General features: G+C 71.4%; 21 protein-coding genes and 1 pseudogene. 14 read left to right on the plus strand and 8 right to left on the minus strand.

Features of this window, described 5'->3' with window-relative positions; translation table 11 throughout:
• Positions 1 to 24: 24 nt before the first annotated feature.
• Complete coding sequence (locus OHS71_RS37310; protein ID WP_328483741.1) at positions 25 to 846, minus strand: inositol monophosphatase family protein; 822 nt, start codon at positions 844 to 846, stop codon at positions 25 to 27.
• A gap of 100 nt (positions 847 to 946) precedes the next feature.
• Positions 947 to 1,894, minus strand: a complete 948-nt coding sequence (locus OHS71_RS37315) for a hypothetical protein (RefSeq protein WP_328483742.1) — start codon at positions 1,892 to 1,894, stop codon at positions 947 to 949.
• Between the two features lie 475 nt (positions 1,895 to 2,369).
• On the opposite strand from OHS71_RS37315, the pseudogene OHS71_RS37320 reads away from it, so the two are divergent.
• Both OHS71_RS37320 and OHS71_RS37325 read left to right on the plus strand, forming a co-directional pair.
• Positions 2,370 to 2,504: pseudogene (locus OHS71_RS37320) on the plus strand (LuxR C-terminal-related transcriptional regulator); the annotation flags it as partial.
• A gap of 146 nt (positions 2,505 to 2,650) precedes the next feature.
• Positions 2,651 to 5,242, plus strand: coding sequence for a fibronectin type III domain-containing protein (locus OHS71_RS37325; protein ID WP_328483743.1), 2,592 nt, complete (start codon positions 2,651 to 2,653; stop codon positions 5,240 to 5,242).
• 367 nt (positions 5,243 to 5,609) lie between these two features.
• Here OHS71_RS37325 and OHS71_RS37335 read toward each other — a convergent pair whose 3' ends face one another.
• Both OHS71_RS37335 and OHS71_RS37340 read right to left on the minus strand, forming a co-directional pair.
• On the minus strand, positions 5,610 to 5,858 hold the full coding sequence (locus tag OHS71_RS37335; RefSeq protein WP_328483744.1) for a cupin domain-containing protein: 249 nt from the start codon (positions 5,856 to 5,858) through the stop codon (positions 5,610 to 5,612).
• Between the two features lie 183 nt (positions 5,859 to 6,041).
• Positions 6,042 to 6,233: a hypothetical protein gene (locus OHS71_RS37340; RefSeq protein ID WP_328483745.1), complete on the minus strand. Its 192-nt coding sequence runs from the start codon at positions 6,231 to 6,233 to the stop codon at positions 6,042 to 6,044.
• Between the two features lie 183 nt (positions 6,234 to 6,416).
• On the opposite strand from OHS71_RS37340, the gene OHS71_RS37345 reads away from it, so the two are divergent.
• From OHS71_RS37345 to OHS71_RS37360, 4 genes are all read left to right on the plus strand, one after another.
• The gene (locus OHS71_RS37345; RefSeq protein ID WP_328483746.1) at positions 6,417 to 8,060 is read left to right on the plus strand and encodes a phytoene desaturase family protein; all 1,644 of its coding nucleotides are present in this window, start codon (positions 6,417 to 6,419) and stop codon (positions 8,058 to 8,060) included.
• Positions 8,061 to 8,114: 54 nt separating this feature from the next.
• Positions 8,115 to 9,224, plus strand: a complete 1,110-nt coding sequence (locus OHS71_RS37350; RefSeq protein WP_328483747.1) for an NAD(P)H-dependent flavin oxidoreductase — start codon at positions 8,115 to 8,117, stop codon at positions 9,222 to 9,224.
• Complete coding sequence (locus OHS71_RS37355; RefSeq protein ID WP_328483748.1) at positions 9,221 to 10,774, plus strand: acyl-CoA synthetase; 1,554 nt, start codon at positions 9,221 to 9,223, stop codon at positions 10,772 to 10,774. The genes OHS71_RS37350 and OHS71_RS37355 overlap by 4 nt, the downstream gene beginning before the upstream one ends.
• 136 nt (positions 10,775 to 10,910) lie before the next feature.
• Positions 10,911 to 12,407 (plus strand): acyl-CoA synthetase, encoded by a 1,497-nt coding sequence (locus tag OHS71_RS37360; RefSeq protein WP_328483749.1) that lies wholly within the window; start codon positions 10,911 to 10,913, stop codon positions 12,405 to 12,407.
• On the opposite strand, the gene paaK is transcribed toward OHS71_RS37360, so the two are convergent.
• Entirely contained in the window at positions 12,402 to 13,703 is a 1,302-nt protein-coding gene (gene paaK / locus OHS71_RS37365; RefSeq protein ID WP_328483750.1) for a phenylacetate--CoA ligase PaaK, read from the minus strand. The genes OHS71_RS37360 and paaK overlap by 6 nt on opposite strands.
• A gap of 177 nt (positions 13,704 to 13,880) precedes the next feature.
• On the opposite strand from paaK, the gene OHS71_RS37370 reads away from it, so the two are divergent.
• Positions 13,881 to 14,726: an alpha/beta fold hydrolase gene (locus tag OHS71_RS37370; protein WP_328483751.1), complete on the plus strand. Its 846-nt coding sequence runs from the start codon at positions 13,881 to 13,883 to the stop codon at positions 14,724 to 14,726.
• A 132-nt stretch (positions 14,727 to 14,858) separates the two neighbouring features.
• Complete coding sequence (locus OHS71_RS37375) at positions 14,859 to 16,367, plus strand: esterase/lipase family protein (RefSeq protein ID WP_328483752.1); 1,509 nt, start codon at positions 14,859 to 14,861, stop codon at positions 16,365 to 16,367.
• Positions 16,368 to 16,438: 71 nt separating this feature from the next.
• Here the strand turns inward: OHS71_RS37375 and OHS71_RS37380 are convergent, their stop codons facing one another.
• On the minus strand, positions 16,439 to 18,043 hold the full coding sequence (locus OHS71_RS37380) for an acyl-CoA synthetase (RefSeq protein WP_328483753.1): 1,605 nt from the start codon (positions 18,041 to 18,043) through the stop codon (positions 16,439 to 16,441).
• 173 nt (positions 18,044 to 18,216) lie between these two features.
• Here OHS71_RS37380 and OHS71_RS37385 point away from each other — a divergent pair, with 173 nt between their 5' ends.
• The 6 genes from OHS71_RS37385 (at position 18,217) to OHS71_RS37410 (ending at position 23,510) form a co-directional block, all read left to right on the plus strand.
• Positions 18,217 to 19,017 (plus strand): crotonase/enoyl-CoA hydratase family protein, encoded by an 801-nt coding sequence (locus OHS71_RS37385; RefSeq protein ID WP_328483754.1) that lies wholly within the window; start codon positions 18,217 to 18,219, stop codon positions 19,015 to 19,017.
• 131 nt (positions 19,018 to 19,148) lie between these two features.
• Entirely contained in the window at positions 19,149 to 20,093 is a 945-nt protein-coding gene (locus tag OHS71_RS37390) for a Zn-ribbon domain-containing OB-fold protein (protein ID WP_328483755.1), read from the plus strand.
• On the plus strand, positions 20,090 to 21,160 hold the full coding sequence (locus OHS71_RS37395) for a thiolase domain-containing protein (RefSeq protein ID WP_328483756.1): 1,071 nt from the start codon (positions 20,090 to 20,092) through the stop codon (positions 21,158 to 21,160). Before OHS71_RS37390 ends, OHS71_RS37395 begins: the two co-directional genes overlap by 4 nt.
• Entirely contained in the window at positions 21,157 to 22,323 is a 1,167-nt protein-coding gene (locus OHS71_RS37400; protein ID WP_328483757.1) for a thiolase domain-containing protein, read from the plus strand. Before OHS71_RS37395 ends, OHS71_RS37400 begins: the two co-directional genes overlap by 4 nt.
• Positions 22,324 to 22,406: 83 nt before the next feature.
• Positions 22,407 to 22,649 carry a DUF397 domain-containing protein gene (locus OHS71_RS37405; protein ID WP_328483758.1) on the plus strand — a complete coding sequence of 81 codons (243 nt, stop codon included), beginning with the start codon at positions 22,407 to 22,409 and terminating at the stop codon, positions 22,647 to 22,649.
• 363 nt (positions 22,650 to 23,012) lie between these two features.
• Positions 23,013 to 23,510: a hypothetical protein gene (locus OHS71_RS37410; RefSeq protein ID WP_328483759.1), complete on the plus strand. Its 498-nt coding sequence runs from the start codon at positions 23,013 to 23,015 to the stop codon at positions 23,508 to 23,510.
• A 7-nt stretch (positions 23,511 to 23,517) separates the two neighbouring features.
• Here OHS71_RS37410 and OHS71_RS37415 read toward each other — a convergent pair whose 3' ends face one another.
• Both OHS71_RS37415 and OHS71_RS37420 read right to left on the minus strand, forming a co-directional pair.
• Positions 23,518 to 25,449, minus strand: a complete 1,932-nt coding sequence (locus OHS71_RS37415) for an N-acetylmuramoyl-L-alanine amidase (protein ID WP_328483760.1) — start codon at positions 25,447 to 25,449, stop codon at positions 23,518 to 23,520.
• A 242-nt stretch (positions 25,450 to 25,691) separates the two neighbouring features.
• On the minus strand, positions 25,692 to 26,822 hold the full coding sequence (locus tag OHS71_RS37420; RefSeq protein WP_328483761.1) for an aminoglycoside phosphotransferase family protein: 1,131 nt from the start codon (positions 26,820 to 26,822) through the stop codon (positions 25,692 to 25,694).
• Positions 26,823 to 26,824: the final 2 nt, after the last annotated feature.

Below are 26,824 nucleotides of genomic sequence, written 5' to 3' on the forward strand. Positions count from 1 at the left end.
GTGAGTGCAGGTTGTGGTGTGTGGTCAGCGGGAGAGTGTGGTGACGGCCTGGGCATGGACGCCGGGCGCGGCGGCCAGGAAGCTCTCGCTCTGCGGGGTCCAGGGGCGGCCCTGGGCGTCGGAGATCTGTCCGCCGGCCTCGGTGACGAGCAGCGCCCCGGGAAGCAGGTCCGCGCGGGCGCCGGCGAACTGCCAGAAGGCGTCGAGCCGGCCGGCGGCCACGTTCACCAGGTGCAGGGTGGCGGGTACGGAGGTGCGGACGACGAGCGCGTCGAAGAGCATGGCGGTGATCGAGGACCCGATGCGCCGCACGACCTTCTCGTTCTCGTCCGGGCGGGCCTGGCTGGTGGCCACGAGGCTCAGCCCGAGGTCCGCTGTCTGGGACACGTGCAGCGGGCGGCCGTCGAGGTGGGCACCCCCGCCGGCCACTGCGGTGTAGGTCTCACCGGTCAGCGGCACGTGGACCACGGTGAGCACCGGCTGGTTGTCGCGGACGAGAGTGGCGGTCACCGCCCACTCCGGCAGGGCGTGCAGGTGGTTGACGTTGCCCTCGGCAGGATCCACCACCCACCACTCGCCCGAAGGCAGCGCCCCGCCGCCCAGCTCGTCCTCCACCCATCCGGCATCCGGCCGCAGACGCGTAAGAACGGGGCGCAGGATCTCCAGGGCCGCGTCGTCGTTGCCGGCGAGCGCGCTCATCAGCTCCTCCCGCGTCCGGTAGGAGACCACGTCGCCGAACCGCTCCCGCAGCACGGAACCGACCTCGCGCACAGCGACCACGGTCTGGCCGAGCAGATCCGCGTCGGACACGGCGACGCCGCCGGCCTGAAGAAGAGTTTCGGACATGGCTGTACTCCCGTATGCAGAAGGTGGGTTGAGGCTGCCGGTCCGAGCTGTTCGCTGCGTCCCGCGCTCTGCTCTCGAACATATAGAGGCCACTGATTAACTACAACTGCATGTAAAGCACTGTTGAGATGACTCTCATGCAATTGAATCTGTTGTCTCCCCGGACGGACTCGACGTGCGACGAGGGATCAGGTTTTGCCGTCGCAACTCCACTACGAGGTTCGCGCCCAGCGCGGCGCCGACGATTCCGAGGACCGGGGCCCACAGCCCCGTTCCCGCCAGCGATCCCAGCAGTGCTCCCACGAACGCCCCTGCGACTGCCGCGGCAGCTGTGAACCAGGGTCCGGGCTTCGCCGTCGGTCGGGCGAGGTGCGCACCGAGGCCGATCAGCAGTCCGGCGCCGGGTACCACCACGACCGGGTCGGCGATGAACCCATCCCGGCGCCAGCGTCCAGGTGAACAGGACGCCCAGGAACCAGCCGGCCAGGCCGAGCGGCACCATGGTCAGCGCCCGGATCCACCGGCTCGCCCGGCCACTGGGCGCGCCGCGACGCAGGCGCCTGCGGAGCAGCAGGCCGAGCACCAGCAGGCCGATCAGCACCCCGCCTGTGGGGATGCCGACGAGGAGAGCGGCGATGGTCGGCATGCTCAACGGCACAGCGTCGAAGGCGACCGGACGCCGGTCGAACTGCGAGCTGTCGCCGTGACCGGTGTCGGAGAAGGTGGTCAGCAGGTGCTTGCCCGCCTCGGGTTGGTGTTCCCAGAAGTCGTGGGTGTGGCCGAGACCGGGCAGGACCACCTGGTGCCCGCGGGACAGCGTGGGCAGCAGTTCCTTGGTTGCGTTCACCGGCGGTGTGGAGAAGTCGAGTTCGCCGCCGACGAGCAGTGTCTCGACCGGGCGGGGCCGGACCGTGCGGTATGCGGCGTTGTCGGGGCTGTCCGGCCAGACGGTGTGGAAGCCGGCTGAGCCGCCCCAGAGGAAGTCGGTCGAGGCGTTGCCGGCGCTATCCCTCTTGGGAGTGACGTCCGGCCGGTTCGCGCCGGGCACAATGACCGGATGCTCAGCACGAACGAGGTGAACCGCTTTGCGCTGCGCCGGTGGCTCGGCCGCGCGGGTGCGAACGAGACGGAGCGGTCCCTGGCGCGTCAGTCGGTCCTGGTGGGGGACGTGTGCCTGGCCGTCGACACAGTGAGCTTCTTGACGCGTGGTCCGGAGTCGGGACCGTGGAACCCGCTTCTTCTGACCGCGATACTGATTGCGGACGCAGCTCCGGTGACTTCGCCCAGGTTCTCCGGCTGGGTCGCGGTCGGACACGTCATGGTGGTTTCCGCGCTTGCTTTCGTCCTTCCCGGCCGGAGCGCGAGCACCGCCGGCCAGTTGGTCAGCGCGTACCGGGCCGGTGCCTGGTTGCGGGGGTGGCCGGCCGGCGCGGCGCTGGCGACGTCGTGCGGTGGGGTCCTGAGCTCGTTCCTGATCGCCGGGCTGAGCGCACCGGCTTCCCTGGTGAGCCTCGTGGCAGGCCTACGTCGGCGAACAGACCGTCAAAACCCACGGCTCACGCGTCCTGGCCAAACTCGGACTCAGAGACCGGGTACACGCCGTGCGCTTCGCCCACCACCACGGCCTGATCGAACCAGACGATACCTCCGGCCTGTGACGGGTCACGGTTGCCCGCCGCGCGGGTGACGAAGCCGATTCAAATAAGGAGAAGAGAAGGTGAATCCGCACATAGTTGAGGGCTTGCGCAGATGGCTGAGCCGTTGGCTGTCAGGGCGTCGAAGACGTGCTTCATGGACGGCGGCTGTGGCCGTCGTGGTGGCAACGGCACTGATCTGTAGCACGGGGGTGTCGGCCGAGGCGGCACCAGGCCGGCAGCCGGTCCTCGCGCAGCTGGCCACCGAGGATCTGAACGGTACGGTGACCGCCGAGGCCGACGGGGATCTAACGTTCACCCTTGACCCGCGCGTCACGTACGACTCGACGGCCATGCAGCAGCGGCTCGACGAGACCGAGGCCCTGAATCCTCGCCTGAGCGACACGGTCAAGGCGGAGCTTGAGCAGTTCCCGGTGGGTATTGGCAGCGAAAGTGCCTCGGAGTGGGTGGATTTCGACGGCACGCTGAGAATGACGGCCGACCACACCGGCCTGTCCCTCACCATCAACGCTTCGGATGTACAGGCTTCCGAGACCTGGTCGCAGTGGGCGTTCGCCATGGCGATGGGCTATCTGTCCAAGTATCTGACTGTATTAGGTTGCTTGTACCTCTTTCCTGAACTAGCCCGCGCCTGCTCCATCGTCGGGGGATTCACCGGTGCCCTCATCAGAGGCCTCGTCACCCAGTTCTTCAACCATCAGTTGGGGGATGCGGGGGCGTACCAGAAGACCTTTCTGAAGGCGTTGAAGGCGGCACTTTGGGTGTACGCGAAGGGCAAGCTCCTGGACTGGCTGGAATCGAAATTCCCCGGGCTCGTCACGGAGTTGAGCAACGCGCTGAGGGAACAGGCGTGGTCGTGGGCGAAGGACGCTGCGAACTGGGTCGCCGAAGTGCTCAGGGATATGGCCGAGATGCTTCCTGACGGGATAGCGGAGTGGGGTCCGCCGCCGCCGGGTACCGCTGACGCGCCGCTCAGGGTCATGGTGGTGGGCGACTCGATGACCCAGGGCGACGAAGGGGACTGGACATGGCGTTACCGTCTGTGGGAATGGTTCAAGGACCAAGGTGTCAACGTCGACTTCGTCGGCCCGTACAGCGGCACCAAGAATCCACCGGAGGCCGCCGCCCCGGCCCCGCCGCCGTTCCAGGGCTCCCCGCCTACACCTTCGGGCCCACCCCCCACCACCGGCGGGTACAGCGCAGACGCAGACCCCGCCTTCGACAGAGACCACTTCGCCGTGTGGGGCCGACAGGCAGCGCAGGACAAGACGCTCATCCGCCAGGTGGTGCAGAATTACAAGCCCGACCTGCTGCTGGTCGGGCTCGGGTTCAACGATATGGGCTGGTTCGTCAGCGGCCCCGAGGGAACTCTCGACAGCATGAGGACGCTGGTCAGCGAGGCCCGCGCCGCGAAGCCCGACATCAACTTCGCCCTGGCCAACGTGCCGCAGCGAACCCGTATCGGGGGCCGTGAGGACTTGATCGTCAACACCGACGCGTACAACCGGATGCTCGCCGACGCGATTCCGCAGTGGAGCACCATTCTCTCCCCTGTGGCTCTCGTCGACTGGCGCGGCAACTACGGCTGCGGACCCGACAGTTGCCCGGCCGGCTACGACGGCCTGCACCCCAACGCTCTCGGCGAGTTCCAGATCGCCCAGGCTTTCGAGCGTACCCTGCACACCACGTACCACCTCGGCTTCAGTGTGCCAGGCTTCTCCGGGCCACTGTTCCGGCCAACCCCCACGCCGAGCAACGTCAGTGCCGAGGCCGTTCCGTCCGGCATCAAGGTGACCTGGGACCGCGCCTACGGCGCCCATGGCTACGACGTCCAGTACCGGATCCGGGGCGCTGCGGACTGGAGCCAGTTCCATGTGTCGACGAACCGCTTCGACACCGCGTGGACCATCGACGGCCTGGCGTGGGAATACCAGGTCCGTACCAACAACGGCGACCAGACCTCCGACTGGTCCCCGGTGGTCAGCGCGATCTCCCACCCGCAGACCGCCCCACCGCCGACTGACATCGCCACCCACGCCACCGCCACCGGTGTCGACGTCTCATGGACGCCGCCGACCGGTGACTTCACCGGTTCGATCGACCGCTACGAGGTCATCACCTGGGACGTGGACACCCCCGGCACGTTCATCGAGAGCGTGGGGGTCCGGGGCACATCGGGGCACATCGGCGGCCTCATACCCGGGCGCCGCTACTTGATCGCGGTGGCGACATGGAATGCAGTCGGCGGTGGCCTGCCCGAGATCGCCCATTCGGTAATCGTCGGCGGCGGCACCCCTGCGGTGCCGACCGGCCTGAAGGTCACCTCCACCGATCCCACCACCGTTCAGCTGTCCTGGAACGGATCGAGCGGGGCAGCCGGATACCAGGTCTGGATCCGTAGCACATCCGTCGACAGCGGCGGCACCTACGAACCGGACACCACCACCGCAGACAGCACCAGCCACACTGTCGCCTTCCTGTTCCCCGGTACCTGGAACTACGAGTTCTGCGTCAGTGCGTTCAACGGGAACGACGAGTCGCGTCGCTCCGACTGCGTGGTCGCACCACGACCCCCTGACACGGGGGCGGGAGATCCTGCGACGGGTGACAACCCCGCCGGTCCTTTTGCCGCGGAAGTCTCACCGCCCGCGCTGATGGTCCCGGGCAGTGCGCTCGATGAGTTCGCTCAGCTCAATAAGCTTGCTCAATCTGTTCAGCTGCCGACCTCGACGACCTGGTAGCCGACAAGCTGACTCATTGCCCGACCGGTCATCAGTCGGCCCGGCCCGGGATCGGACGACCCCGGGCCGGATGCGTCTGCACCTGCGCCTCAGGCCGCAGGCGCCTTGCGGCCCGGCTTCCACCCGTCCGACTTGGGGGTGATCTGGCTCGCCAACGACGGTCTGGTGACCGCCCTGCCCGACGACCCGGCGGCCTCCCGCCGACTCATTGCGTACCTCTCGGAGTCGGTCCGCACCACCCCGGCTCGTGGAGCGCTGCCGCCGCCCAATCCCCTGCCAGCTGGCGCACCTGACCTGCCTGACCGCATGCGAGCACGTCGCAGGTAGGCTTCGGCGGCACCGAGCGAAGTGGATGTTGCGGGTCGCCTCAGCTGTGGAGATGACTGCGTTCGCCGTTGTGGTCGAGGATGATCAGGATCTCGGCGGGGCCGCGGTCGCTGCGGAGGGTGTGGGGGGTCATGGTGGAGAACGAGGCGGCCTGGCCGGTCTCGACGCGGATGACGCGTTCGCCGAGGTAGAGGACGACGGTGCCGGACAGCACGGTGAACCAGTCCCTGCCGGGATGGACACCCATGTCGTCAGAGGTGACGCTGCCCGCCTGGTCGGTGATGCGCATCTTGCCGACGGTCAGCCCCTGGGGGCCATTGTCCTTGGTGAGGAGCCAGGTGGTCAGGCCGCGGGTCTCGTCGCGGTCCGGTCGGATGACGACATCGGGCTATGGATTCAGTGAGGCTGACCCCCTTCAGCGCTTCGCGCTCCCGCAGGTACTCGACAACTTTGGTTCCGACAGGCGACTTGCCTAATGAACGGCCAGGAAGTGGTGGTGGTGCAGGGGCGCGAAGGGCGAGTCGGGGTGGCGCAGGCCGAGCAGGATCCTGCCCTCGTGCTCCAGATGCAGATGGACACCGACGACGTTGGGGACCGTCTGCCGGTCGCGTGGCGGCCCCGCGGTCCGAAGCGGCTCGGGTGCGGACTCCGGATCGGTGGTCATGCGGTTCCCCCTCGGGTCAACGCGGTCGCGTTTCACGGTACTTGAGGACGTCGTGATCGTTCGGGAGCCGCGAACGCGTGCCGCGCCCCGGCAGCGGAGCGGGAGCGACGGTCCGGCCACGCCGGCCGGCAGCGGCCGTGACCACCTCTGGCCGACCTTGATCGGCTCGTGTTACGAAGAACCATGCCTGCACACGAGGGAATCCAGGGACATCAGGGCCGCCAGGGGCACGGGGACCGCCCGGGACATCGCGCCTACGACGCCGTGATCGTCGGCGGCGGACACAACGGTCTGGTCGCCGCGGCCTATCTGGCCAGGGCCGGCCGGTCCGTGCTGGTCCTGGAACGGCTCGACCACACCGGGGGCGCCGCCGTCTCCACCCGCCCGTTCGCCGGCGTGGACGCCCGGCTCTCCCGCTACTCCTACCTGGTCAGCCTGCTGCCGCGGAAGATCCTGCGGGACCTGGGGCTGGACTTCCGCCTCCAGGGCCGCACCATCTCCTCGTACACCCCCGTCGAGCGCGGTGGGCGGCCCACCGGGCTGCTCGTCGGCGGCGGCGAGGAACGCACCCGTGAGGTGTTCGCCCGGCTGACCGGCGGCGAGCACGAGTACGCGGCCTGGGAGCGCTTCTACGCCATGACCGGGCACGTCGCCCGGCGGGTGTTCCCCACCCTCACCGAACCGCTGCCCACCCGGGACGAGCTGCGCCGCCGCGTCGACGACGAGGAGGCGTGGCGGACCCTGTTCGAGGAGCCCGTGGGGGTCGCCGTCGAGGAGCGCTTCGCGGACGACCTGGTGCGCGGTGTGGTCCTGACCGACGCCCTCATCGGCACCTTCGCCGACGCCCACGACCCCTCCCTGAAGCAGAACCGCTGCTTCCTCTACCACGTGATCGGCGGCGGCACCGGCGCCTGGGACGTCCCGGTCGGCGGGATGGGCGCCCTGACCGACGCGCTGGCCGCAGCCGCCCGGGAAGCGGGCGCCGTCCTGGCCACCGGGCACGAGGCGGTACGCATCGACACGGACGGCCGTACCGCCGAGGTCGCCTACCGCACCGCCGACGGCGAGGGCGTCGTCGCGGCGCGGCACGTCCTGGTGAACGCCTCCCCGCAGGCCCTCGCGGCCCTCACCGGCGACGAGCCGCCCGCCCCCGCCGAGGGCGCCCAGCTCAAGGTCAACATGCTGCTCACCCGGCTGCCGAGGCTGCGCGACAGCTCCGTCGACCCGCGTGAGGCGTTCGCCGGCACCTTCCACATCGCCGAGGGCTACGAACAGCTCGCCACCGCCCACGCCCAGGCGGCCGCCGGTGAGCTGCCCACCGCCCCGCCCTCCGAGATCTACTGCCACTCCCTCACCGATCCCACCATCCTCGGACCGGACCTGGTGGCGAAGGGCTACCAGACCCTGACCCTGTTCGGCCTGCACACGCCCGCCCGCCTCTTCGACCGGGACAACGACGGCGTGCGCGAGGAACTCCTGAGGACGACCCTCGCCCAGCTGGAGGCCCACCTGGCCGAACCCCTCGCGGACTGTCTGGCCACCGACGCCGACGGCCGCCCCTGCATCGAGGCGAAGACCCCGCTGGACCTGGAACGCGACCTCGGTCTGCCCGGCGGCAACATCTTCCACCGCGACCTGGCCTGGCCGTACGCCCAGGAGGGCGCCGGGCGCTGGGGCGTGGAGACCCGGCACGCCAACGTGCTGCTGTGCGGGGCGGGCGCGGTACGCGGCGGCGGGGTGAGCGGGGTACCGGGCCACAACGCGGCGATGGCGGTGCTGGAGGAGCCCGCCGACGGCACGGCACAGCCGCACGCCCAACAAATCTGACGGAGTATCAGAAAGAGGCTTCCGTCGTCGCACCGGCTGCGGCATCCTGCGCCCATGCAGACGGAGCTGAGCAAGCAACTGGGAATCGAGCACGCCGTCTTCGGCTTCACGCCGTTCCCCGCCGTCGCCGCCGCCATCAGCCGCGCCGGCGGCTTCGGCGTGCTCGGCGCGGTCCGCTACACCGCACCCGGCGACCTCAAACGCGACCTCGACTGGATCGAGGCCCATGTCGACGGCAGACCGTACGGACTCGACGTCGTCATGCCCGCGAAGAAGGTCGAAGGCGTCACGGAGGCGGACGTCGAGGCGATGATCCCCGAAGGGCACCGGCAGTTCGTGCGGGACACCCTCGCCAAGTACGGGGTGCCCGAGCTGGCCGAGGGCGAGGCGTCGGGATGGCGCATCACCGGCTGGATGGAACAGGTCGCCCGCAGCCAGCTCGACGTCGCCTTCGACTACCCGATCCGGCTGCTGGCCAACGCCCTCGGCTCCCCGCCCGCGGACATCGTCGCCCGCGCCCACGAGCGGGACGTGCTCGTCGCCGCGCTCGCCGGAAGCGCGCGGCACGCGCTCAAGCACAAGGAGGCGGGCATCGACATCGTGGTGGCGCAGGGCTACGAGGCCGGCGGCCACACCGGTGAGATCGCGTCGATGGTGCTCACCCCGGAGGCCGTGGACGCCGTCGCCCCCCTCCCCGTCCTCGCCGCCGGGGGTATCGGCAGCGGCCGGCAGATCGCCGCCGCCTTCGCGCTCGGCGCCCAGGGCGTATGGCTGGGGTCCCTGTGGCTGACGACCGCCGAGGCCGACCTGCACTCGCCCGCCCTCACCCGCAAACTCCTCGCGGCCGGCTCCGGTGACACCGTCCGCTCCCGCGCCCTCACCGGCAAGCCCGCACGCCAGCTGCGCACCGAATGGACCGACGCCTGGGACGCAGCCGACGGGCCCGGCACCCTCCCCATGCCGCTCCAGGGCCTGCTCGTGGCCGACGCCGTCTCGCGCATCCAGAAGTACGAGGTCGACCCCCTGCTCGGCACGCCCGTCGGCCAGATCGTCGGCCGGATGAACGAGGTCCGCAGCGTCCGGGCCGTCTTCGACGACCTCACCCGCGGCTTCGAACAGGCCGTGAGCCGCGTCAACCGCATCGCCGGAAGGAGCGGAACGTGACCAGCACACCCCCCGCGGGCTTCTGGGCCCAGGCGGCCCAGGACCCCGACCGCACGGTCCTGATCGCGCCCGACGGAGAGAAGTGGAGCGCCGGACGCCTGCACGCCGCCGCCAACCGGCTCGTGCACGGACTGCGCGCCGCCGGACTGGAACGCGGCGACGCCTTCGCCGTCGTCCTGCCCAACTCGGCGGAGTTCTTCGCCGCCCACCTCGCGGCCACCCAGGCCGGTTTCTACCTCGTCCCCGTCAACCACCACCTGGTGGGACCGGAGATCGCCTGGATCGTGTCCGACTCCGGCGCCAAGGTCCTCCTCGCCCACGAGCGGTTCGCCGACCAGGCACGCAGGGCCGCCGACGAGGCCGCTCTGCCCGCCACCCACCGGTACGCCGTCGGCGAGGTCGAGGGCTTCCGCCCGTACGCCGAACTTCTCGACGGACAACCGGAGTCGGCGCCCGCCGACCGCACCCTCGGCTGGGTCATGAACTACACCTCCGGCACGACGGGACGCCCGCGCGGCATCCGGCGCCCTCTGCCCGGCAAGCTGCCCGAGGAGGCCTACCTCGGCGGATTCCTCGGCATCTTCGGCGTCCGGCCCTTCGACGGCAACGTGCATCTCGTCTGCTCGCCGCTCTACCACACGGCGGTGCTCCAGTTCGCGGCCGCGTCCCTGCACATCGGCCACCCGCTGGTGCTGATGGACAAGTGGACGCCGCAGGAGATGCTCCGCCTCATAGACGCCCACGACTGCACGCACACCCACATGGTCCCGACCCAGTTCCACCGCCTGCTGGCCCTCCCCGCGGACGTACGGGCGCGCTACGACGTGTCGTCCATGCGCCACGCCATCCACGGCGCCGCGCCCTGCCCCGACCATGTGAAGCGAGCCATGATCGACTGGTGGGGCGCCTGCGTGGAGGAGTACTACGCGGCCAGCGAGGGCGGCGGCGCCTTCGCCACGGCCGAGGACTGGCTCAAGAAGCCCGGCACGGTCGGCAAGGCCTGGCCCATCAGCGAGCTGGCGATCTTCGACGACGACGGCAACCGGCTGCCGGCCGGTGAACTCGGCACCGTGTACATGAAGATGACGACCGGCGGCTTCGCCTACCACAAGGACGAGGACAAGACGCGCAAGAACCGCATCGGTGACTTCTTCACCGTCGGTGACCTCGGCGTGCTCGACGAGGACGGCTACCTCTTCCTGCGCGACCGCAAGATCGACCTGATCATCTCGGGCGGCGTCAACATCTATCCCGCCGAGATCGAGTCCGCGCTGCTCGCCCATCCGGCCGTCGCCGACGCCGCGGCCTTCGGCATCCCGCACGACGACTGGGGCGAGCAGGTCAAGGCCGTGGTCGAACCGGCCCCCGGCCACGAGCCCGGGCCCGCCCTCACCGCAGCCCTCCTCGACCACTGCGCCGACCGGCTGGCCGGCTACAAACGCCCCAGGAGCATCGACTTCATCACCGAGATGCCCCGCGACCCCAACGGCAAGCTCTACAAGCGGCGCCTGCGGGAGCCGTACTGGGAGGGCCGCACGCGCCCGGTGTGAGCGGGCAGCGAACGCCGACCGGCCGTCGCCCCGCCAGACGCCCGTGGGACGGCGGGTACGCCGACAGCGGGGGCGCGGGGCCCCGGTGCCGCCGGCGACTTGACCAGCCCCGGCCGTCCCCTGAGGATCACTTCTCATGACGCCCGGACATGGCAGCACGGTCGACGGGGTGCTGCGGCGCAGCGCCCGCCGCACCCCGGCCCGGGTCGCGGTCGAGTACCGCGACCGCACCTGGACCTACGAGGAACTCGACGAGGCCGTCTCACGCGCCGCGGGCGTCCTGCTCGGCGAGGGCCTCACGCCCGGCGACCGGGTCGGCGCCTACGGCCACAACTCCGACGCCTACCTCATCGCCTTCCTCGCCTGCGCCCGCGCGGGCCTGGTGCACGTGCCGGTCAACCAGAACCTGACCGGCGAGGACCTGGCGTACATCGTCCGCCAGTCGGGCAGCGCCCTGGTCCTCGCCGACCCCGGCCTCGCCGCCCGACTCCCCGCCGGCACACGGCACATGCCCCTGCGCGACGCCGACGACTCGCTCCTCGCGCGGCTCCCCGCGACGCCCGCCCACGACGGTCCCGAGCCGCGCACCGACGACCTGGTGCAGCTGCTGTACACCTCGGGAACCACGGCTCTGCCCAAGGGCGCGATGATGACCCACCGCGCCCTGGTGCACGAGTACCTGAGCGCGATCACCGCCCTCGACCTGAGCGCCGGCGACCGTCCCGCGCACTCCCTCCCGCTGTACCACTCGGCGCAACTGCACGTGTTCCTGCTGCCGTACCTCGCGGTCGGCGCCACGAACATCATCCTGGACGGACCCGACGGCGACCGTCTCTTCGACCTCATCGAGGCGGACCGCGTCGACAGCCTGTTCGCCCCGCCGACGGTGTGGATCGCCCTCGCGAACCGCCCCGACTTCGCGACCCGTGACCTGAGCGGGCTGCGCAAGGCGTACTACGGGGCGTCGATCATGCCGGTGCCGGTCCTGGAACGCCTGCGCGAACGCCTGCCCGGCCTGGGGTTCTACAACTGCTTCGGCCAGAGCGAGATCGGCCCGCTGGCCACCGTCCTCGCACCCGACGAGCACAAGGGCCGGCTGGAGTCCTGCGGACGCACCGTCCTGTTCGTGGACGCCCGTGTCGTCGACGAGAACGGCGAGGACGTCCCCGACGGCACCTCCGGCGAGATCGTCTACCGGTCCCCACAGCTGTGCGAGGGCTACTGGGACAAGCCGGAGGAGACGGCGGCGGCCTTCCGCGACGGCTGGTTCCACTCCGGCGACCTCGCCGTGCGGGACGCCCACGGCTACTTCACCATCGTCGACCGAGTGAAGGACGTCATCAACTCCGGCGGCGTACTGGTCGCCTCCCGCCAGGTCGAGGACGTGCTGTACACCCACGACGCGGTCGCCGAGGCCGCCGTGATCGGCCTGCCCGACGAGAAGTGGGTCGAGGCCGTCACGGCCGTGGTCGTCGCCCGCGGCAAGGTCACCGAAGAGGAACTCGTCGCCCACGCCCGTGCGCACCTTGCGCACTTCAAGGCGCCGAAGCGGGTCGTCTTCGTGGAGGAGCTGCCCCGCAATGCCAGCGGCAAGATCCTCAAGCGCGAACTGCGCGAACGGTTCGCCTCATGACTCCCGCATCCGCAGGTCCGCGATCCGCTTGATCTTGCCGACCGACCGCTCCAGCGACTGCGGGTCGACGATCTCGACGGCGACGGACACGCCGATGCCGTCCTTCACGGCCGCCGCGATGGCGCGCGCGGCCGTGTCACGGTCCTGCGGGGTGGCGTCGGGGCGGGCCTCCGCACGGACCGTCAGGGCGTCGAGGCGGCCCTCGCGGGTCAGACGGAGCTGGAAGTGGGGCCCCACGCCCGGGGTGCGGAGCACGATCTCCTCGATCTGGGTCGGGAAGACGTTCACCCCGCGCAGGATCACCAGGTCGTCGCTGCGGCCGGTCACCTTGCGCATCCGCCGGAAGACGCGGGCCGTGCCCGGCAGCAGCCGGGTCAGGTCACGGGTGCGGTAGCGGACGACCGGCATCGCCTCCTTGGTGAGCGAGGTGAAGACCAGTTCGCCCTCCTCGCCCTCCGGGAGCACCTCGCCGGTGATGGGGTCGACGACCTCGGGGAAGAAGTGGTCCTCCCAGATGTGCAGGCCGTCCTTCGTCTCCACGCACTCCTGCGCCACCCCGGGACCGATCACCTCCGACAGCCCGTAGATGTCGACGGCGTCGATCGCGAACCGCTCCTCGATCTCCTGGCGCATCCGTTCCGTCCACGGCTCGGCGCCGAACACGCCCACGCGCAGTGACGTGGAGCGCGGGTCGACGCCCTGGCGCTCGAACTCGTCGAGCAGCGTGAGCATGTAGGAGGGGGTCACCATGATGATCCGGGGCTCCAGGTCCAGGATCAGCCGGACCTGACGGGACGTCATGCCGCCGGAGGCGGGGATCACCGTACAGCCGAGGCGCTCGGCGCCGTAGTGGGCGCCGAGGCCGCCGGTGAACAGACCGTACCCGTAGGCCACATGGACGGTGTCGCCGGGTCGGCCGCCGGCGGCGCGGATCGAACGGGCCACCATGTCCGCCCACATGGACAGGTCGGCGTCCGTGTAGCCGACGATCGTCGGGCGTCCGGTGGTGCCGCTGGAGGCGTGGATGCGGCGGACCCGGTCCCGGGGCACGGCGAACATCCCGTACGGGTAGTGCTCGCGCAGGTCGGCCTTGGTGGTGAAGGGGAAGCGCGACAGGTCGCCGAGGTCGCGGAAGTCGTCGGGGTGGACGCCGGCCCTGTCGAACGACTCCCGGTAGAAAGGCACGTGGGCGTACGCGTGGCGCAGCGAGGCCCGCAGCCGCTCCCGTTGCAGGGTGCGCAGGGCGTCCTCGTCGAGGCGCTCGCCCTCGTCCAGCAGGTTCCTCGCGTCCGTCATGGGGCCGTCTCCTCGTCACCCTCGTCGAACCATGGCAATACGGGCGACCGATCATTCGGTCGATCTTGTCCACGATCAGTAATCCAGGCTCACGGGCCCCGGACAAGAGGGCGACCGTGAATTTCGCCCGGGAGAACCCCGTTGCGGCCCGGCACGGACGCCGTCGAGGATCGGGGCATGCCTACCTTCACCGCCCCGGACGGGACCGAACTCGCCTATCACGTACGGGGCGTGGGAGAGCCGCTCGTCGTCCTCCCCGGCGGCCCCATGCGCGCCTCCGCCTATCTCGGCGACCTCGGCGGTGTCGCCGCGCACCGCCGTCTGGTCCTCCTCGATCTGCGGGGCACCGGAGACTCCGCCGCCCCGGCCGACCCGGCGACGTACCGCTGCGACCGGCAGGTCGACGACGTCGAGGCCCTGCGCGCCTTCCTCGGACAGGAGCGGATCGACGTGCTCGCCCACTCGGCGGGCGGCAGCCTCGCGCTGCTCTACGCGGCCCGGTACCCGCGGCGGGTCTCCCGGCTGGCGCTGATCACCGCGACGCCGTGGGCCCTCGGCCGGCCGGCCACCGTCGAGGACCGGCTGACGGCGGCGCGGCTGCGCGAGGACGAACCGTGGTTCGCCGCCGCCTTCCCCGCGTTCGAGTCATGGCTCACGGGCGGGAGCGACCCCGACTGGTCCGCCGTCGCCGCGTTCTTCCACGGGCGGTGGGACGACACGGCCCGCGCCCTCGAAGCGGCCACGGACGAGCAGACCAACGCCGAGGCCGAGGAACGCTTCTTCGGTGCGGGCGCCTTCGACCCGCCCGCCCTGCGCACCGCCCTCGCGGCGGTGACCGCCCCGGCGCTGGTGCTCGCCGGTGAGGTGGACGGCGGACCCCGGCCCGAACTCGCCCGGGTCGTCGCCGACGCCCTCCCGAACGCCGAGTTCGCCGTACAGCCCGGCGCCGGCCACTACCCGTGGCTGGACGATCCGCGGTGGTTCACCCGACGCGTGCGCGCCTTCCTCGACGGCCTCGGCTGAGCGGACAGGCGCGCGCACCCACCGGCCCCCGGCGTCCTTCCGGTCGCCGCTCCGATGCCGCCCGCCTAGACTGAAAGCGCCTCCACCAGCGAACGGTTGCCTTCCGCACCCGTACCGACCGCGGAGTGGACCATGCCCGATCAGACGAAACTCCCCATCGTGTACGTCAGGGGATACGCGGGCGACACCTCGGGGATCAACAGCGCCGTCCAGGACCCCTTCTACGGCTTCAACGAAGGCTCGACGCATGTCCGGGTGGGACCGGGCGACAAGCCCGCCTTCCACCAGTTCGAGAGCCCCTTGCTGCGACTGCATCTGGACGAGGGCTACCGGATCCTGGTGCAGGGCGGCCAGGAGGCGTACCTGGAAGCCGCCGCGGAGATCCCGCCCGACAGCATCTGGATCCACCGCTTCTACGACGCCTCGGCGAGCACCTGGACCACGAAGCCCAGGGAGTTCCGCCTCGAGGACGCAGCCCAGGACCTGCTGCGCCTCGTCAGAAGGCTCAAGGAGAAGAGCGGGGCGCCCCGGGTCCATCTGGTGGCCCACTCCATGGGCGGCCTGGTCTGCCGCTGCCTGCTCCAGAAGGTCCTTCCCGACCTGGGCGAGGACCCGGCGGACCACGTGGACAAGTTCTTCACCTACGGCACCCCGCACGGAGGCATCGCCTTCGACGTCGGGGGCGGCCTCGTCGAGCGGCTCATGGACGCCACCGGCGTCGCCGGCGCGGACGTCTTCGCGCCCCGGCGGATGTACGAGTACCTCACCCCGCAGGCGCTGCGGGAGGGAGACGGCGGCCCGCCGAAAGGCTGGGACCCCCGGGAGATACCCGAGGGCACCTTCCCGCCGCACCGGGTCTTCTGCCTGGTGGGCACCGACCCCGCCGACTACGACGTGGCCCACGGCCTGTCCTCGCGTGCCGTCGGCGTGCGCAGCGACGGGCTGGTGCAGATCGACAACGCCCAGGTGCCGGGCGCGCACCGGGCGTTCGTGCACCGCAGCCACAGCGGCCGCTACGGACTCGTCAACTCCGAGGAGGGCTACCAGAACCTGCGGCGCTTCCTCTTCGGCGACCAGCGGGTCCAGGCCGAACTGGTGGGCCTGCGGATTGCCCGCGAGCGCGGAACCAGGTGGCAGGCCGAGGTGCGGCTCTCCGTGCGCGGGCTGCCCAGCGTGATGCACGAACGGCTGGCCGCCCACTGGTGCCCCGTCCAGTTGCCGGAGCCGCACGGTGACGGCACGGCCGCCGAGCCCGTCCCGCTGACGACGACGTTCCTCAACAGCAAGGCGCCCCGGCCCCCGCAGACCCCCACGCTGCGTTACGCGCTGCACCTGCGGATCCTGTCTCTGCGGGAGCGGGACGGCGTCCTGAGCTTCGCCGACCACCTCGAACAGACCGCGGACTTCGACGACATCCTGGTCGTCGACGTCGGCCCCGCGCAGACGGGCCTCGGCGTGTGGGCCGTCTGGAACTCCGACCTCCCCGGCGCCATCTGGGAGCACCGGCCCACCGGCACACCGTGTGGTGACGAGGACCCCGGCAGCGACGTCTGGCTGGCCCACGTCCCGCTGCCGAAGACCGCGGCGCCGATCCTGGGGGAGGAGGCCGGAATCCGGCTGACGGTCACCCCCTGGAGCTGACGCCCGGACCGGGACCCGCGGACCGGGACCCGCGGACCGGGACCGCGGAGCCGGCGTCCGGGTGTGCCGGGTCACCGGTCCTCGGCGACCGCCACCTCCCGCGCCCACCGGTAGTCCGCCTTCCCGCTGGGCGAGCGGCGGATGGACTCGGCGACCACCAGCTGACGCGGGATCTTGTAGCCGGCGAGCCGGGAACGGCAGTGGCTCTGGATGTCTTCCAGCGACGGCAGCGCGGCCCCGTCGCGCACCTGCACGACCGCCGCCACATGGTTGCCCCACGTCGGGTCGGGCACCCCGGCCACCAGGGCGTCGTACACGTCCGGATGCGACTTCAGCGCCTGCTCCACCTCCTCGGGGTAGACCTTCTCGCCCCCGGTGTTGATGCACTGCGAGCCGCGCCCGAGGACGACGACCACGCCGTCCTCGTCGACGGTCGCCATGTCACCGAGCAGTACCCAGCGTTCGCCGTCCTTGAGGAAGAAGGTCTCGGCCGTCTTCGCCGGGTCGTTGTAGTACCCGAGGGGCACGTGACCGCGCTGGGCGACGCGTCCGACCTCGCCGGCGGCGACCGGCTCGTGGGTGGCCGGATCGACCACCCGGGTCCGGGAGTTGACGCGAACCCGGAAGCCGCGCTCGGGTCCCGAGTCCTCCGTCGCCGTGCCGTTGAAACCGGACTCCGAGGACCCGAAGTTGTTCAGCAGCATCGCGTTCGGCATCAGCGCCCGGAACTGCCGGCGGACGGTGTCCGACATGATCGCCCCGGAGGAGGACACACTGAAGACCGACGAGCAGTCGGTGCCCCTCAGCGGGCCTTCGAGGGCGTCGATCAGCGGCCGCAGCATCGCGTCGCCCACCAGGGAGATGCTGGTGACCTTCTCCTTCTCGATCGTCCGCAGCACTTCCTCGGGCACGAACTTGCGGTGGATCACGACCCGCTGGCCGAAGTTGAAACCGATGAACGCGGTGAGGGTGGAGGTGCCGTGCATCAGCGGAGGGGTGGGGAAGAAGGTGATCCCCGTACCGCCGGCGGCGACCCGCTCGGATATCTCCTCCGGCTTCTTGACCGGTTCCCCGGTGGGTGAACCGCCGCCCAGTCCCGAGAAGAACAGGTCCTCCTGGCGCCACATCACGCCCTTGGGCAGGCCGGTGGTGCCTCCGGTGTAGATGATGAACTGGTCGTCGCCCGAACGGGCCGGGAAGCCGCGCCCGGGGGAGCCGCCCGCCTCGGCTTCGGCGAAGGAGGTGATGCCCTCGCCCGGCGGTCCGACCCGGATCAGGTGCCGCAGCGCGGGCGTCTGCGGCAGCGCGGCCGCCACCCGGTCCGTGAACTCCGCGTCGAAGACGAGCGCCACCAGATCCGCGTCCCGGTAGAGATAGACCAGCTCCTCCTCCACGTAGCGGTAGTTGACGTTGACCGGCACGATCCGCGCCTTGAGACAGCCCAGCACCGTCTGGAGGTACTCGACGCCGTTGTACAGGTGCAGGCCGAGGTGCTCGCCCGGGCGGATCCCGCTGTCGAGGAGGTGGTGACCGATGCGGTTGGCCGCGGCGTCCAGCTCCGCGTACGTCAGACGGCGTTCCGCGCCCGTGCCGGGGTGGTCCACGTACACGAGCGCCTCACGCTGCGCCGCCACGTCGACGACCGACTCGAACAGGTCGGCAAGGTTGTACTCCACCGCTCCTCCTGACCGGGGGCCTGGTTCCCTGACGGTTCGTCGGTCATCTGAGCAAAGGGCGCGGCAAGTGGGAAGGGCTCACGCCAATAAATCTGACTGTCTGTCAGAAAACCCTTGAACTGCCATCACGCCTCCTGCAACCTGTTCTCGTTCTTTCCGAGGGGAGATCTGCGATGGGCGGTACCGAACACCTCACCGTGCGGCGCGAGGGCGCCACCATGGTGCTCACGCTCAACAGGCCGGAGGCCAGGAACGCGCTCTCGATCGCCATGCTCGTCGGCCTGTACGACGGCTGGCTCGAGGCCGACGAGGACGACTCGGTCCGCTCGGTCGTGTTCACCGGCGCGGGCGGCTCCTTCTGCGCCGGCATGGACCTCAAGGCCCTGGCCGGCCGGGGGATGGAGGGCGAGCAGTACCGCGACCGGCTCAAGGCCGATCCCGACCTGCACTGGAAGGCGATGCTGCGCCACCACCGCCCCCGCAAACCGGTGATCGCCGCCGTCGAGGGGTACTGCGTGGCGGGCGGCACCGAGATGCTCCAGGGCACCGACATCCGCGTCGCCGGCGAGTCCGCCACCTTCGGTCTCTTCGAGGTGAAACGCGGCCTGTTCCCGATCGGCGGCTCCACGGTCCGTCTGCCACGCCAGATCCCGCGCACCCACGCCCTGGAGATGCTGCTCACCGGCCGGTCCTACACCGCCCGGGAGGCCGCCGCCATCGGTCTGGTCGGGCATGTCGTCCCCGACGGCACCGCCCTGGACAAGGCCCTGGAGATCGCCGAACGGGTCAACGCCTGCGCGCCACTCGCCGTGGAGGCCGTGAAAGCCTCCGTCTACGAGGCCGCCGAGCTGACCGAGGCGGACGGGCTCGCCGCCGAACTCGTCAGGGGCTGGCCGGTGTTCGACACGGCCGACGCCAAGGAAGGCGCCCGCGCCTTCGCGGAGAAGCGGGCGCCGGTCTACCGGCGTGCGTGACGCTCCGCCGGGTGATCCAGGTGCTGAGCGCCGTTCGCCATACTGCGGGTCCGTCGTGGCTGGTCGCGCAGTTCCCCGCGCCCCTTTCGGGGCGCTCCCGCTGACGTCGGCTTCCCAGGGAGGCAGCCCCGATGCCCGAAGTTCTCAAAGCACCGCTCGTCGTCGAGTTTCCGTTCACCCGGTCCCTCGGTCCCGTACAGGGCGCCTTCCTCACCGGCCTGCGCGAGCAGGTCGTCCTCGGCGTGAAGACGTCCGACGGCCGCACCCTCGTACCGCCCGTCGAGTACGACCCCGTCACCGCCGACGAGATCCACGACATGGTCGAGGTGGCGCCCACCGGCACGGTCACCACCTGGGCGTGGAACCCCGCACCCCGCCGCGGCCAGCCCCTCGCCACCCCCTTCGCCTGGGCCCTGGTCCGCCTCGACGGCGCCGACACCGCGCTCCTGCACGCCCTCGACGCCCCCGGCCCCGACGCCGTCCGCACCGGAATGCGGGTCAGGATCCGCTGGGCCGCGGAACGCGCCGGCGCCATCACCGACATCGCCTGCTTCGAGCCGTACGACGGCGACCCCGGCCGGCCGGCCAGGACCTCCGGGCAGCCCGGGGGCGAGCGGGTCACCGGAATCGTCGCCCCCGCACGTCTCGACTACACCTACTCGCCCGGCCGCGCCCAGTCCGCCTACATCGCCGCGCTCTCCACCCGGCGCACGGTCGGCGAACGCTGCCCCTCCTGCCGCAAGGTGTACGTCCCGCCCCGCGGGGCCTGCCCCACCTGCGGAGTGCCGACCGCCGAGCAGGTCGAGGTCGGACCGCGCGGGACCGTCACCACCTTCTGCATCGTCAACATCAAGGCGAAGAACCTCGACATCGAAGTGCCCTACGTCTACGCCCACATCGCCCTCGACGGCGCCGACCTCGCGCTGCACGGACGCATCGGCGGCATCCCCTACGACCAGGTGCGCATGGGCCTGCGCGTCGAACCCGTGTGGACGCAGGGCGCCCGCTACCCCGACCACTACCGCCCGACCGGCGAACCCGACGCGGACTACGACGTCTACAAGGAGCTGCTGTGACCCGCGAGGAATCCTCAGGCGTCCGCGACATCGCGGTGGTGGCCTTCGCGCAGACCGACGTCCTGCGCACCACCGACGACGTCTCCGAGGTCGAGATGCTCATGCCGGTCCTCCACAGCGTCCTGGACCGGACCGGGCTGAAGACCGCCGACATCGGCTTCACCTGCTCCGGCTCCAGCGACTACCTCGCCGGCCGCGCCTTCTCCTTCACCCTCGCCCTCGACGGCGTCGGCGCCTGGCCCCCCGTCTCCGAGTCCCACGTCGAGATGGACGGCGCCTGGGCGCTGTACGAGGCGTGGACCAAGCTGCTCACCGGCGACGCGGACACCGCGCTCGTCTACTCCTACGGCAAGTCCTCGCCCGGATCCCTGCGGGACGTGCTCACCCGCCAGCTCGACCCCTACTACGTCGCCCCCCTGTGGCCCGACTCCGTCGCCCTCGCCGCCCTCCAGGCACAGGCGCTGATCGACGCGGGCGCCACCGACGAGAACGCCCTCGCCGCGATCGGGGCCCGCAGCCGGCAGGACGCCACCGCCAACTCCCATGCGCAGTCGCGCGGTCCGGTGCCGCAGGGCGACTACGTCGTACGGCCGCTGCGCACCGGCGACTGCCCGCCGATCGGCGACGCCGCCGCCGCCGTGATCCTCGCGGCGGGCGAGCGGGCCAGGCAACTGTGCGAGCGGCCCGCCTGGATCCGGGGCATCGACCACCGCATCGAGGCCCACGCGCTCGGCGTGCGCGACCTGACCGACTCGCCCTCCGCCCGGCTGGCCGCCGAGAAGGCCGGCGCGTTCGAACGGCCGGTCGACACCGCCGAGTTGCACGCGCCGTTCAGCGCACAGGAGGTCGTCCTGCGCACCGCGCTGAAGCTCGGTGACGACGTCCGTGTCAATCCGTCCGGCGGCGCGCTCGCCGCCAATCCGATGATGGCCGCCGGCCTCATCCGCATCGGGGAGGCCGCCGCCCGCATCCACCGGGGCGAGTCCGACCGCGCCCTCGCCCACGCCACCTCCGGCCCGTGTCTCCAGCAGAACCTGGTCGCCGTACTCGAAGGGGAACCGCGATGAGCAAGGAGCCCGTAGCCGTCGTCGGCATCGGCCAGACCAAGCACGTCGCGGCCCGCCGGGACGTCTCGATCGCCGGACTCGTCCGGGAGGCGGCCCTGAGCGCCCTGACCGACGCGGAGCTGACCTGGGCCGACATCGACGCCGTCGTCATCGGCAAGGCCCCCGACTTCTTCGAGGGCGTCATGATGCCCGAGCTGTACCTCGCCGACGCACTCGGCGCGGTGGGCAAGCCGATGCTGCGCGTCCACACGGCCGGCTCCGTCGGCGGGTCCACCGCCCTCGTCGCCGCGAACCTCGTCGCGGCCCGCGTCCACGGCACCGTGCTGACCCTCGCCTTCGAGAAGCAGTCCGAGTCCAACGCCATGTGGGGGCTGTCCCTGCCCATCCCCTTCCAGCAGCCCCTGCTCGCCGGGGCGGGCGGCTTCTTCGCCCCGCACGTACGGGCGTACATGCGGCGCAGCGGCGCCCCCGACACCGTCGGCTCGCTGGTGGCGTACAAGGACCGGCGCAACGCGCTGAAGAACCCCTACGCCCATCTCCACGAGCACGACATCACGCTGGAGAAGGTCCAGGCATCGCCCATGCTCTGGGACCCGATCCGCTACTCGGAGACCTGCCCCTCCTCCGACGGCGCCTGCGCGATGATCCTCACCGACCGGGCCGGAGCCGCCCGGGCCCCCCGGCCGCCCGCCTGGATGCTCGGTGGAGCGATGCGCAGCGAACCGACTCTCTTCGCCGGCAAGGACGCCGTGTCGCCGCAGGCCGGCAAGGACTGCGCCGCCGACGTCTACCGGCAGGCGGGCGTCACCGACCCGCGCCGGGACATCGACGCCGTCGAGATGTACGTCCCGTTCTCCTGGTACGAGCCCATGTGGCTGGAGAACCTCGGCTTCGCCGACGAGGGCGAGGGCTGGAAGCTGACCGAGGCCGGGGTGACGGAGCTGGACGGCGACCTGCCCGTCAACATGTCGGGAGGCGTCCTGTCCACCAACCCCATCGGCGCCTCCGGCATGATCCGCTTCGCGGAGGCGGCGCTCCAGGTGCGGGGTCAGGCCGGGGAACACCAGGTGGAGCGGGCCGGGAAGGTCCTCGGACACGCCTACGGCGGCGGCTCGCAGTTCTTCGCCATGTGGCTCGTGGGAGCGCGGCCACCGCAGTCCTGAAAGGTCCCCCTCACGTGCTCTGTCGGCGTCCGGGGCCGATCGCTAGGCTGGCCCGCGGACGACGAACCGGGAGGAGCACGGACGTGGCCGAGAGCACCATCCAGCAGCAGCCGCTCACGGGCTGGGACAAGCCGGAGCTGGACCTCAGCAGCGCCGAGTGGCAGTCCACGAGCCGGGGGCGGGGGGATGTCCAGATCGCCTTCGTCGAGGGTTTCATCGCGATGCGCAACAGTGGCCGTCCCCAGAGCCCTTCCCTGATCTTCACGCCCGCCGAGTGGGGCGCGTTCGTGTCGGGGGCACGGGAGGGGGAGTTCGACCTGACCTGAGCCCGGTCCCGGCCGGCGGCCGGGAGAGGACTCGGAGGGGCTCGCCCGTACGGGGGTGCAGGCACGGGCGTGCCGCGCCGGTTCCCGTACATGACCCCCTACGCCTTCCGTGGCCCCGTACGCCCTTCCGGGACCTGCCCGGGGAGCTGTCCGGGCGGGGGACGCAGGCGCACAGACCCGTGGCCGAGGCCGGCCCGAAGCCGGCCGGAGGCGTGCCGGCGCCTCTTGCCGGCGCCGTCTGCGCGGTGACAGGAAGGCCGGCCGTGGCCGGCGGAGCCCCGGCCGGCCGCCCACGGCGCCCGAACGGCGAACCGCGTCCCTCCCGGCGATCGCGGGACGGCTCTGTCCACGTACCATGGCGGCATGTCGTTCCTCCGCCGCCGCAGCGCCACGCCCGCCGGGCCCGACTTCGACGTCCTGGCCATGGATCCGGGCGACTGGCCCGGCAATCTGGGCGCCGGGCTGCTGCCCGCCCCCGACGGCAGCTGCCAGGGCGTCTTCCTGCGCTACGACCTCTTCGGCGGCCGAGGCCCCGCGATGATCATCGGTAATCTGCCGGAGGGCTCCCCGGCCCGTGAGGTGGAGGACGGCGAGGTCCCCTTCGAGGTGGCCCAGCTGCTGATCGCGCTGGAGAACGACGAGGAGGTGACCGTCGTCGGCGCCGAGGACATGCCGGTGATGCAGGGCGACAACCTCCTGATCGTGCGCCGCCTCAAGCTCTCCGAGGGCCGGATCTCCTGCGTGCAGTTCGACCGCAGCGACAACGTCCTCGTGACCATCGCCGCCTGGGACCGCCCCATCACCGACGACCTGTACGCCCTGCTGAAACCGCTCCCGGCGGAGCTGTTCCAGCAGGACTGAGGCGCGGCTACGACGGCGACGGCATCAGCGTGACGTCGGCGGCCCGCACGAACGCCACCCGGTGGCCGTACTGGATCTCGTAGTAGAGGTCCTTGCCGGTCACCACCCGGTGCGAGCCGGTGGCGAACGTGACCGCGTAGTAGTACTCGCCCGGCACCTTGTCACCGACCACGTACTTCTGGCCCCGCGGAAGGGTGTAGGTCAGCGGTGACACCGTCTGGGCCGGCACCCCCGCCGGGTAGGCGGACGCCTCCGGATAGGCGCGGCCGTAGACCGGAACGCTGTCGCGGCCGTCCTTGGGAGTGATCACCTGGCCCGCCGCCGGTACCGCCGTCGGATGCCCCTTCGGGTTCCTGAACCACGCCTTCTGCCCCAGGAACCAGATCGCCGTCCAGTCGCCCCACTGGTCGGCGACCGCGTACTGCTGCCCGGTGGAGACGCGTGAGGAGATGTCGTTCACGCCGGTGGTGGGGGCCGAGCCCTGGCCGACGTCCTTGATCAGGGCCGACTTCTCGTCGTGGTCGGAGTACAGCCGCACCGCGCCGGAACCGTGCGCCGCGCACGGTTCACCCTTGGTGACACAGCCCGTGTACACCGGCTGGTTGGCGCTGTAGTCCGGGCGGATCGTCACCAGGCCGCCGCCGGCCTTGCGGGCCGTCGCCGTGAAGGGCCGGTCCAGCAGCTCGAAGTAGTGCCGCCAGTCCCAGTACGGGCCCGGGTCGGTGTGCATCCCGGAGACGGTGGCGGTGGTCGGGCCGGGCACGGTGTCGTGGCCCAGAATGTGCTGCCGGTCCAGCGGGACGCCGTAGCGCGCGGCCAGGTACTTCACCAGGCGCGCCGACGACCGGTACATGGCCTCCGTGTACCAGGCGTCCGGCCGGGCGAGGAAGCCCTCGTGCTCCAGGCCGATCGACTTGGCGTTGACGTACCAGTTGCCCGCGTGCCAGGCCACGTCCTTGGCCTTCACATGCTGGGCGATGTGGCCGTCGGTCGAGCGCAGCGAGTAGTTCCAGGACACGTACGTGGGGTCCTGGACCATGTCCAGCACCCCTTCCCAGCCGCCCTCGGTGTCGTGCACGACGATGTACCTGATGCCGGGGGCGGCCGGCCGGTCGCCGAGGTCGTGGTTGCCGTAGTCGTTGTCGCCGAACTGCTCGTACGGCGCCGGGATCCACTCGCAGGACACCGTCGCCGGGCATTCGGTGCCGGCGGCCGAGGCCCTGCGCAGGCCGGTCCGCCGCAGCTGGGCCGTCCGCGGCGCGACCTCCGGCCTGGCGGCCAGGGCGAGCGGCTCACCGGTGTCCGTGGTGCGCTTCTCGCCGGTGCGGAGCACGGCGTAGACGTCGTTGGCGTAGCCGGCGGCCGTCGCGCTGTCGTCCGCGCCCGAGAAACGCGCCACCGCGCCGTACCAGTCCGCCGGGTCGGCGCTCAGGGGCTCACCCAGTTGTCTCTGCGCGGCCGCGAGGAGCGCGGCACCCCCCTTGATGTTGGCCGCCGGGTCCGTACGCAGTTCCGCCGGGCTGAGGCCGGTGAGCTCCGCCGCCTTCGGCAGGGTCCTCAGCCGGGCCGGGAGCTCTCCGCCCGACGGCCGGCGCAGGTGCGCCGCGACCCGGGGCGGGCGGGCGGAGTCGCCGCGGGCGTCCTCCGCGTCCTCGCTCCGCGGCGGGGCCGCGGCGAGCGCCGTACGGGCGTCGGTGAGGTGCATCGGGCCGTAGCCGCCGGTCACGCTCGGCGCTCCGTCGTGCGCGTCCCAGCGGGACTGGAGGTAGGAGACGCCCAGCAGCAGGCTCCGCGGCACGTGGTACTGGGCGGCCGCGGCGGTGAAGGCCCGCTGAAGGGCCTGGCCGGAGGAACCCCCGTCGGCCGGGGCCTCCGGAGCCGGGGCGTCGGCCGGGGACGCCGCGCCGAGCAGCGGGAACAGCAGAGCCGCGGACGCCATGGCGCCTGCGGCTCTACGGGCTTGTCTGCCGGGTCCTGGGTGAGTGGCGGATTTTCGCAAAGCGGCCTCCTGGGACGGGCGTGCGGAGTGCGCGGGGCCTGGCACGGGTCACCTCGTACCGGCTTGCCGACAGCCCGTCAATCATGCGCACAGCCCGCGGACTTCCCTCGGCGACACCGCTGACGCACCCTCGGGGGGCCGTGGCGCGCCCCCCGTTCAGGCGCACCGCCGGCCTCGTCCCGTCAGCGGGTGCCGACCGCCGCGCGCACCGCCCGACGGGCCAGCTGGCAGTCGTCGTGCAGCCTTCGCAGCAGCAGGCGCTGTTCCTCGCCGGACGGCGTGCCACCCGGCTGGGGCGCCGAGGGGGCCAGGTCGTGCATCGAGCGCTGCACGGCCGTCTCGTAGGTGCGGATCTCGCGGGTCAGGACCAGCATCAGGTTCACCAGGAAGGCGTCCCGTGAGGCCGGGCCCGCCGACTGGGCGATCTGGCTGATCTGACGGCGCGCCACCGGCGCGTCGCGCAGCGCCGACCACAGCGTGGCCAGGTCGTAGCCCGGCAGGTACCAGCCCGCGTGCTCCCAGTCCACCAGCACTGGACCGGCCGGTGAGAGAAGGATGTTCGACAGGAGGGCGTCGCCGTGGCAGAACTGGCCCATGCCCTGCCGGCCCGCGGTGGCCGCGATGCCGTGCAGCAGCTTCTGGAGGTCGCCCATGTCCCGGTCGGTGAGCAGGCCCAGCTCGTGGTAGCGGGAGATACGGGCGGCGTAGTCCAGCGGCGCGTCGAAGGTCCCCGCCGGGGGCCGCCAGGCGTTGAGCCGGCAGATCGCGCCGAGTGCCGCGCGGATGTCCGCCCGCGGCGGGGCCTCGGTCGGATGCCGCTGGAGGGCAGCCACCCGGCCGGGCATCCGCTCGATCACCAGGGTGCAGTTGTCCGGGTCCGCCGCGATCAGTCTCGGCGCCCGCACCGGGGGGCGGTGCCGGACGAACGTGCGGTATGCGGCTATTTCGTGCCTGATCCGATCGGCCCACGCGGGGGAGTGGTCGAGTAAACACTTGGCGACCGCCGTGCTCCGCCCGGTCGTACCGACCAGGAGCACCGAGCGTCCGCTGCGGCGCAGTACCTGCACCGGGGCGAACTCCGGGCAGATCCGGTGCACGGACGCGATCGCCGTGCGCAACTGGGTGCCCTGCGGGCCGGACAGGTCGAGCCGTCCGCTCAGCGGCTGGGCGCCGAGCCCCGCGGGGCGGCGGGCCGGACCCGCGCCGAGCGTGGGAGCCGCCGAGCGCGCGGGGTCGAGATAGGGGCCGCCGCCGCCCGGACGGGTGTGCAGCGACCGGGGCGGGGCGGACACGGAGGACGATGCTGCGTACATGG

This window comes from Streptomyces sp. NBC_00377, from assembly GCF_036075115.1.
Classification (GTDB): Bacteria; Actinomycetota; Actinomycetes; order Streptomycetales; family Streptomycetaceae; genus Streptomyces.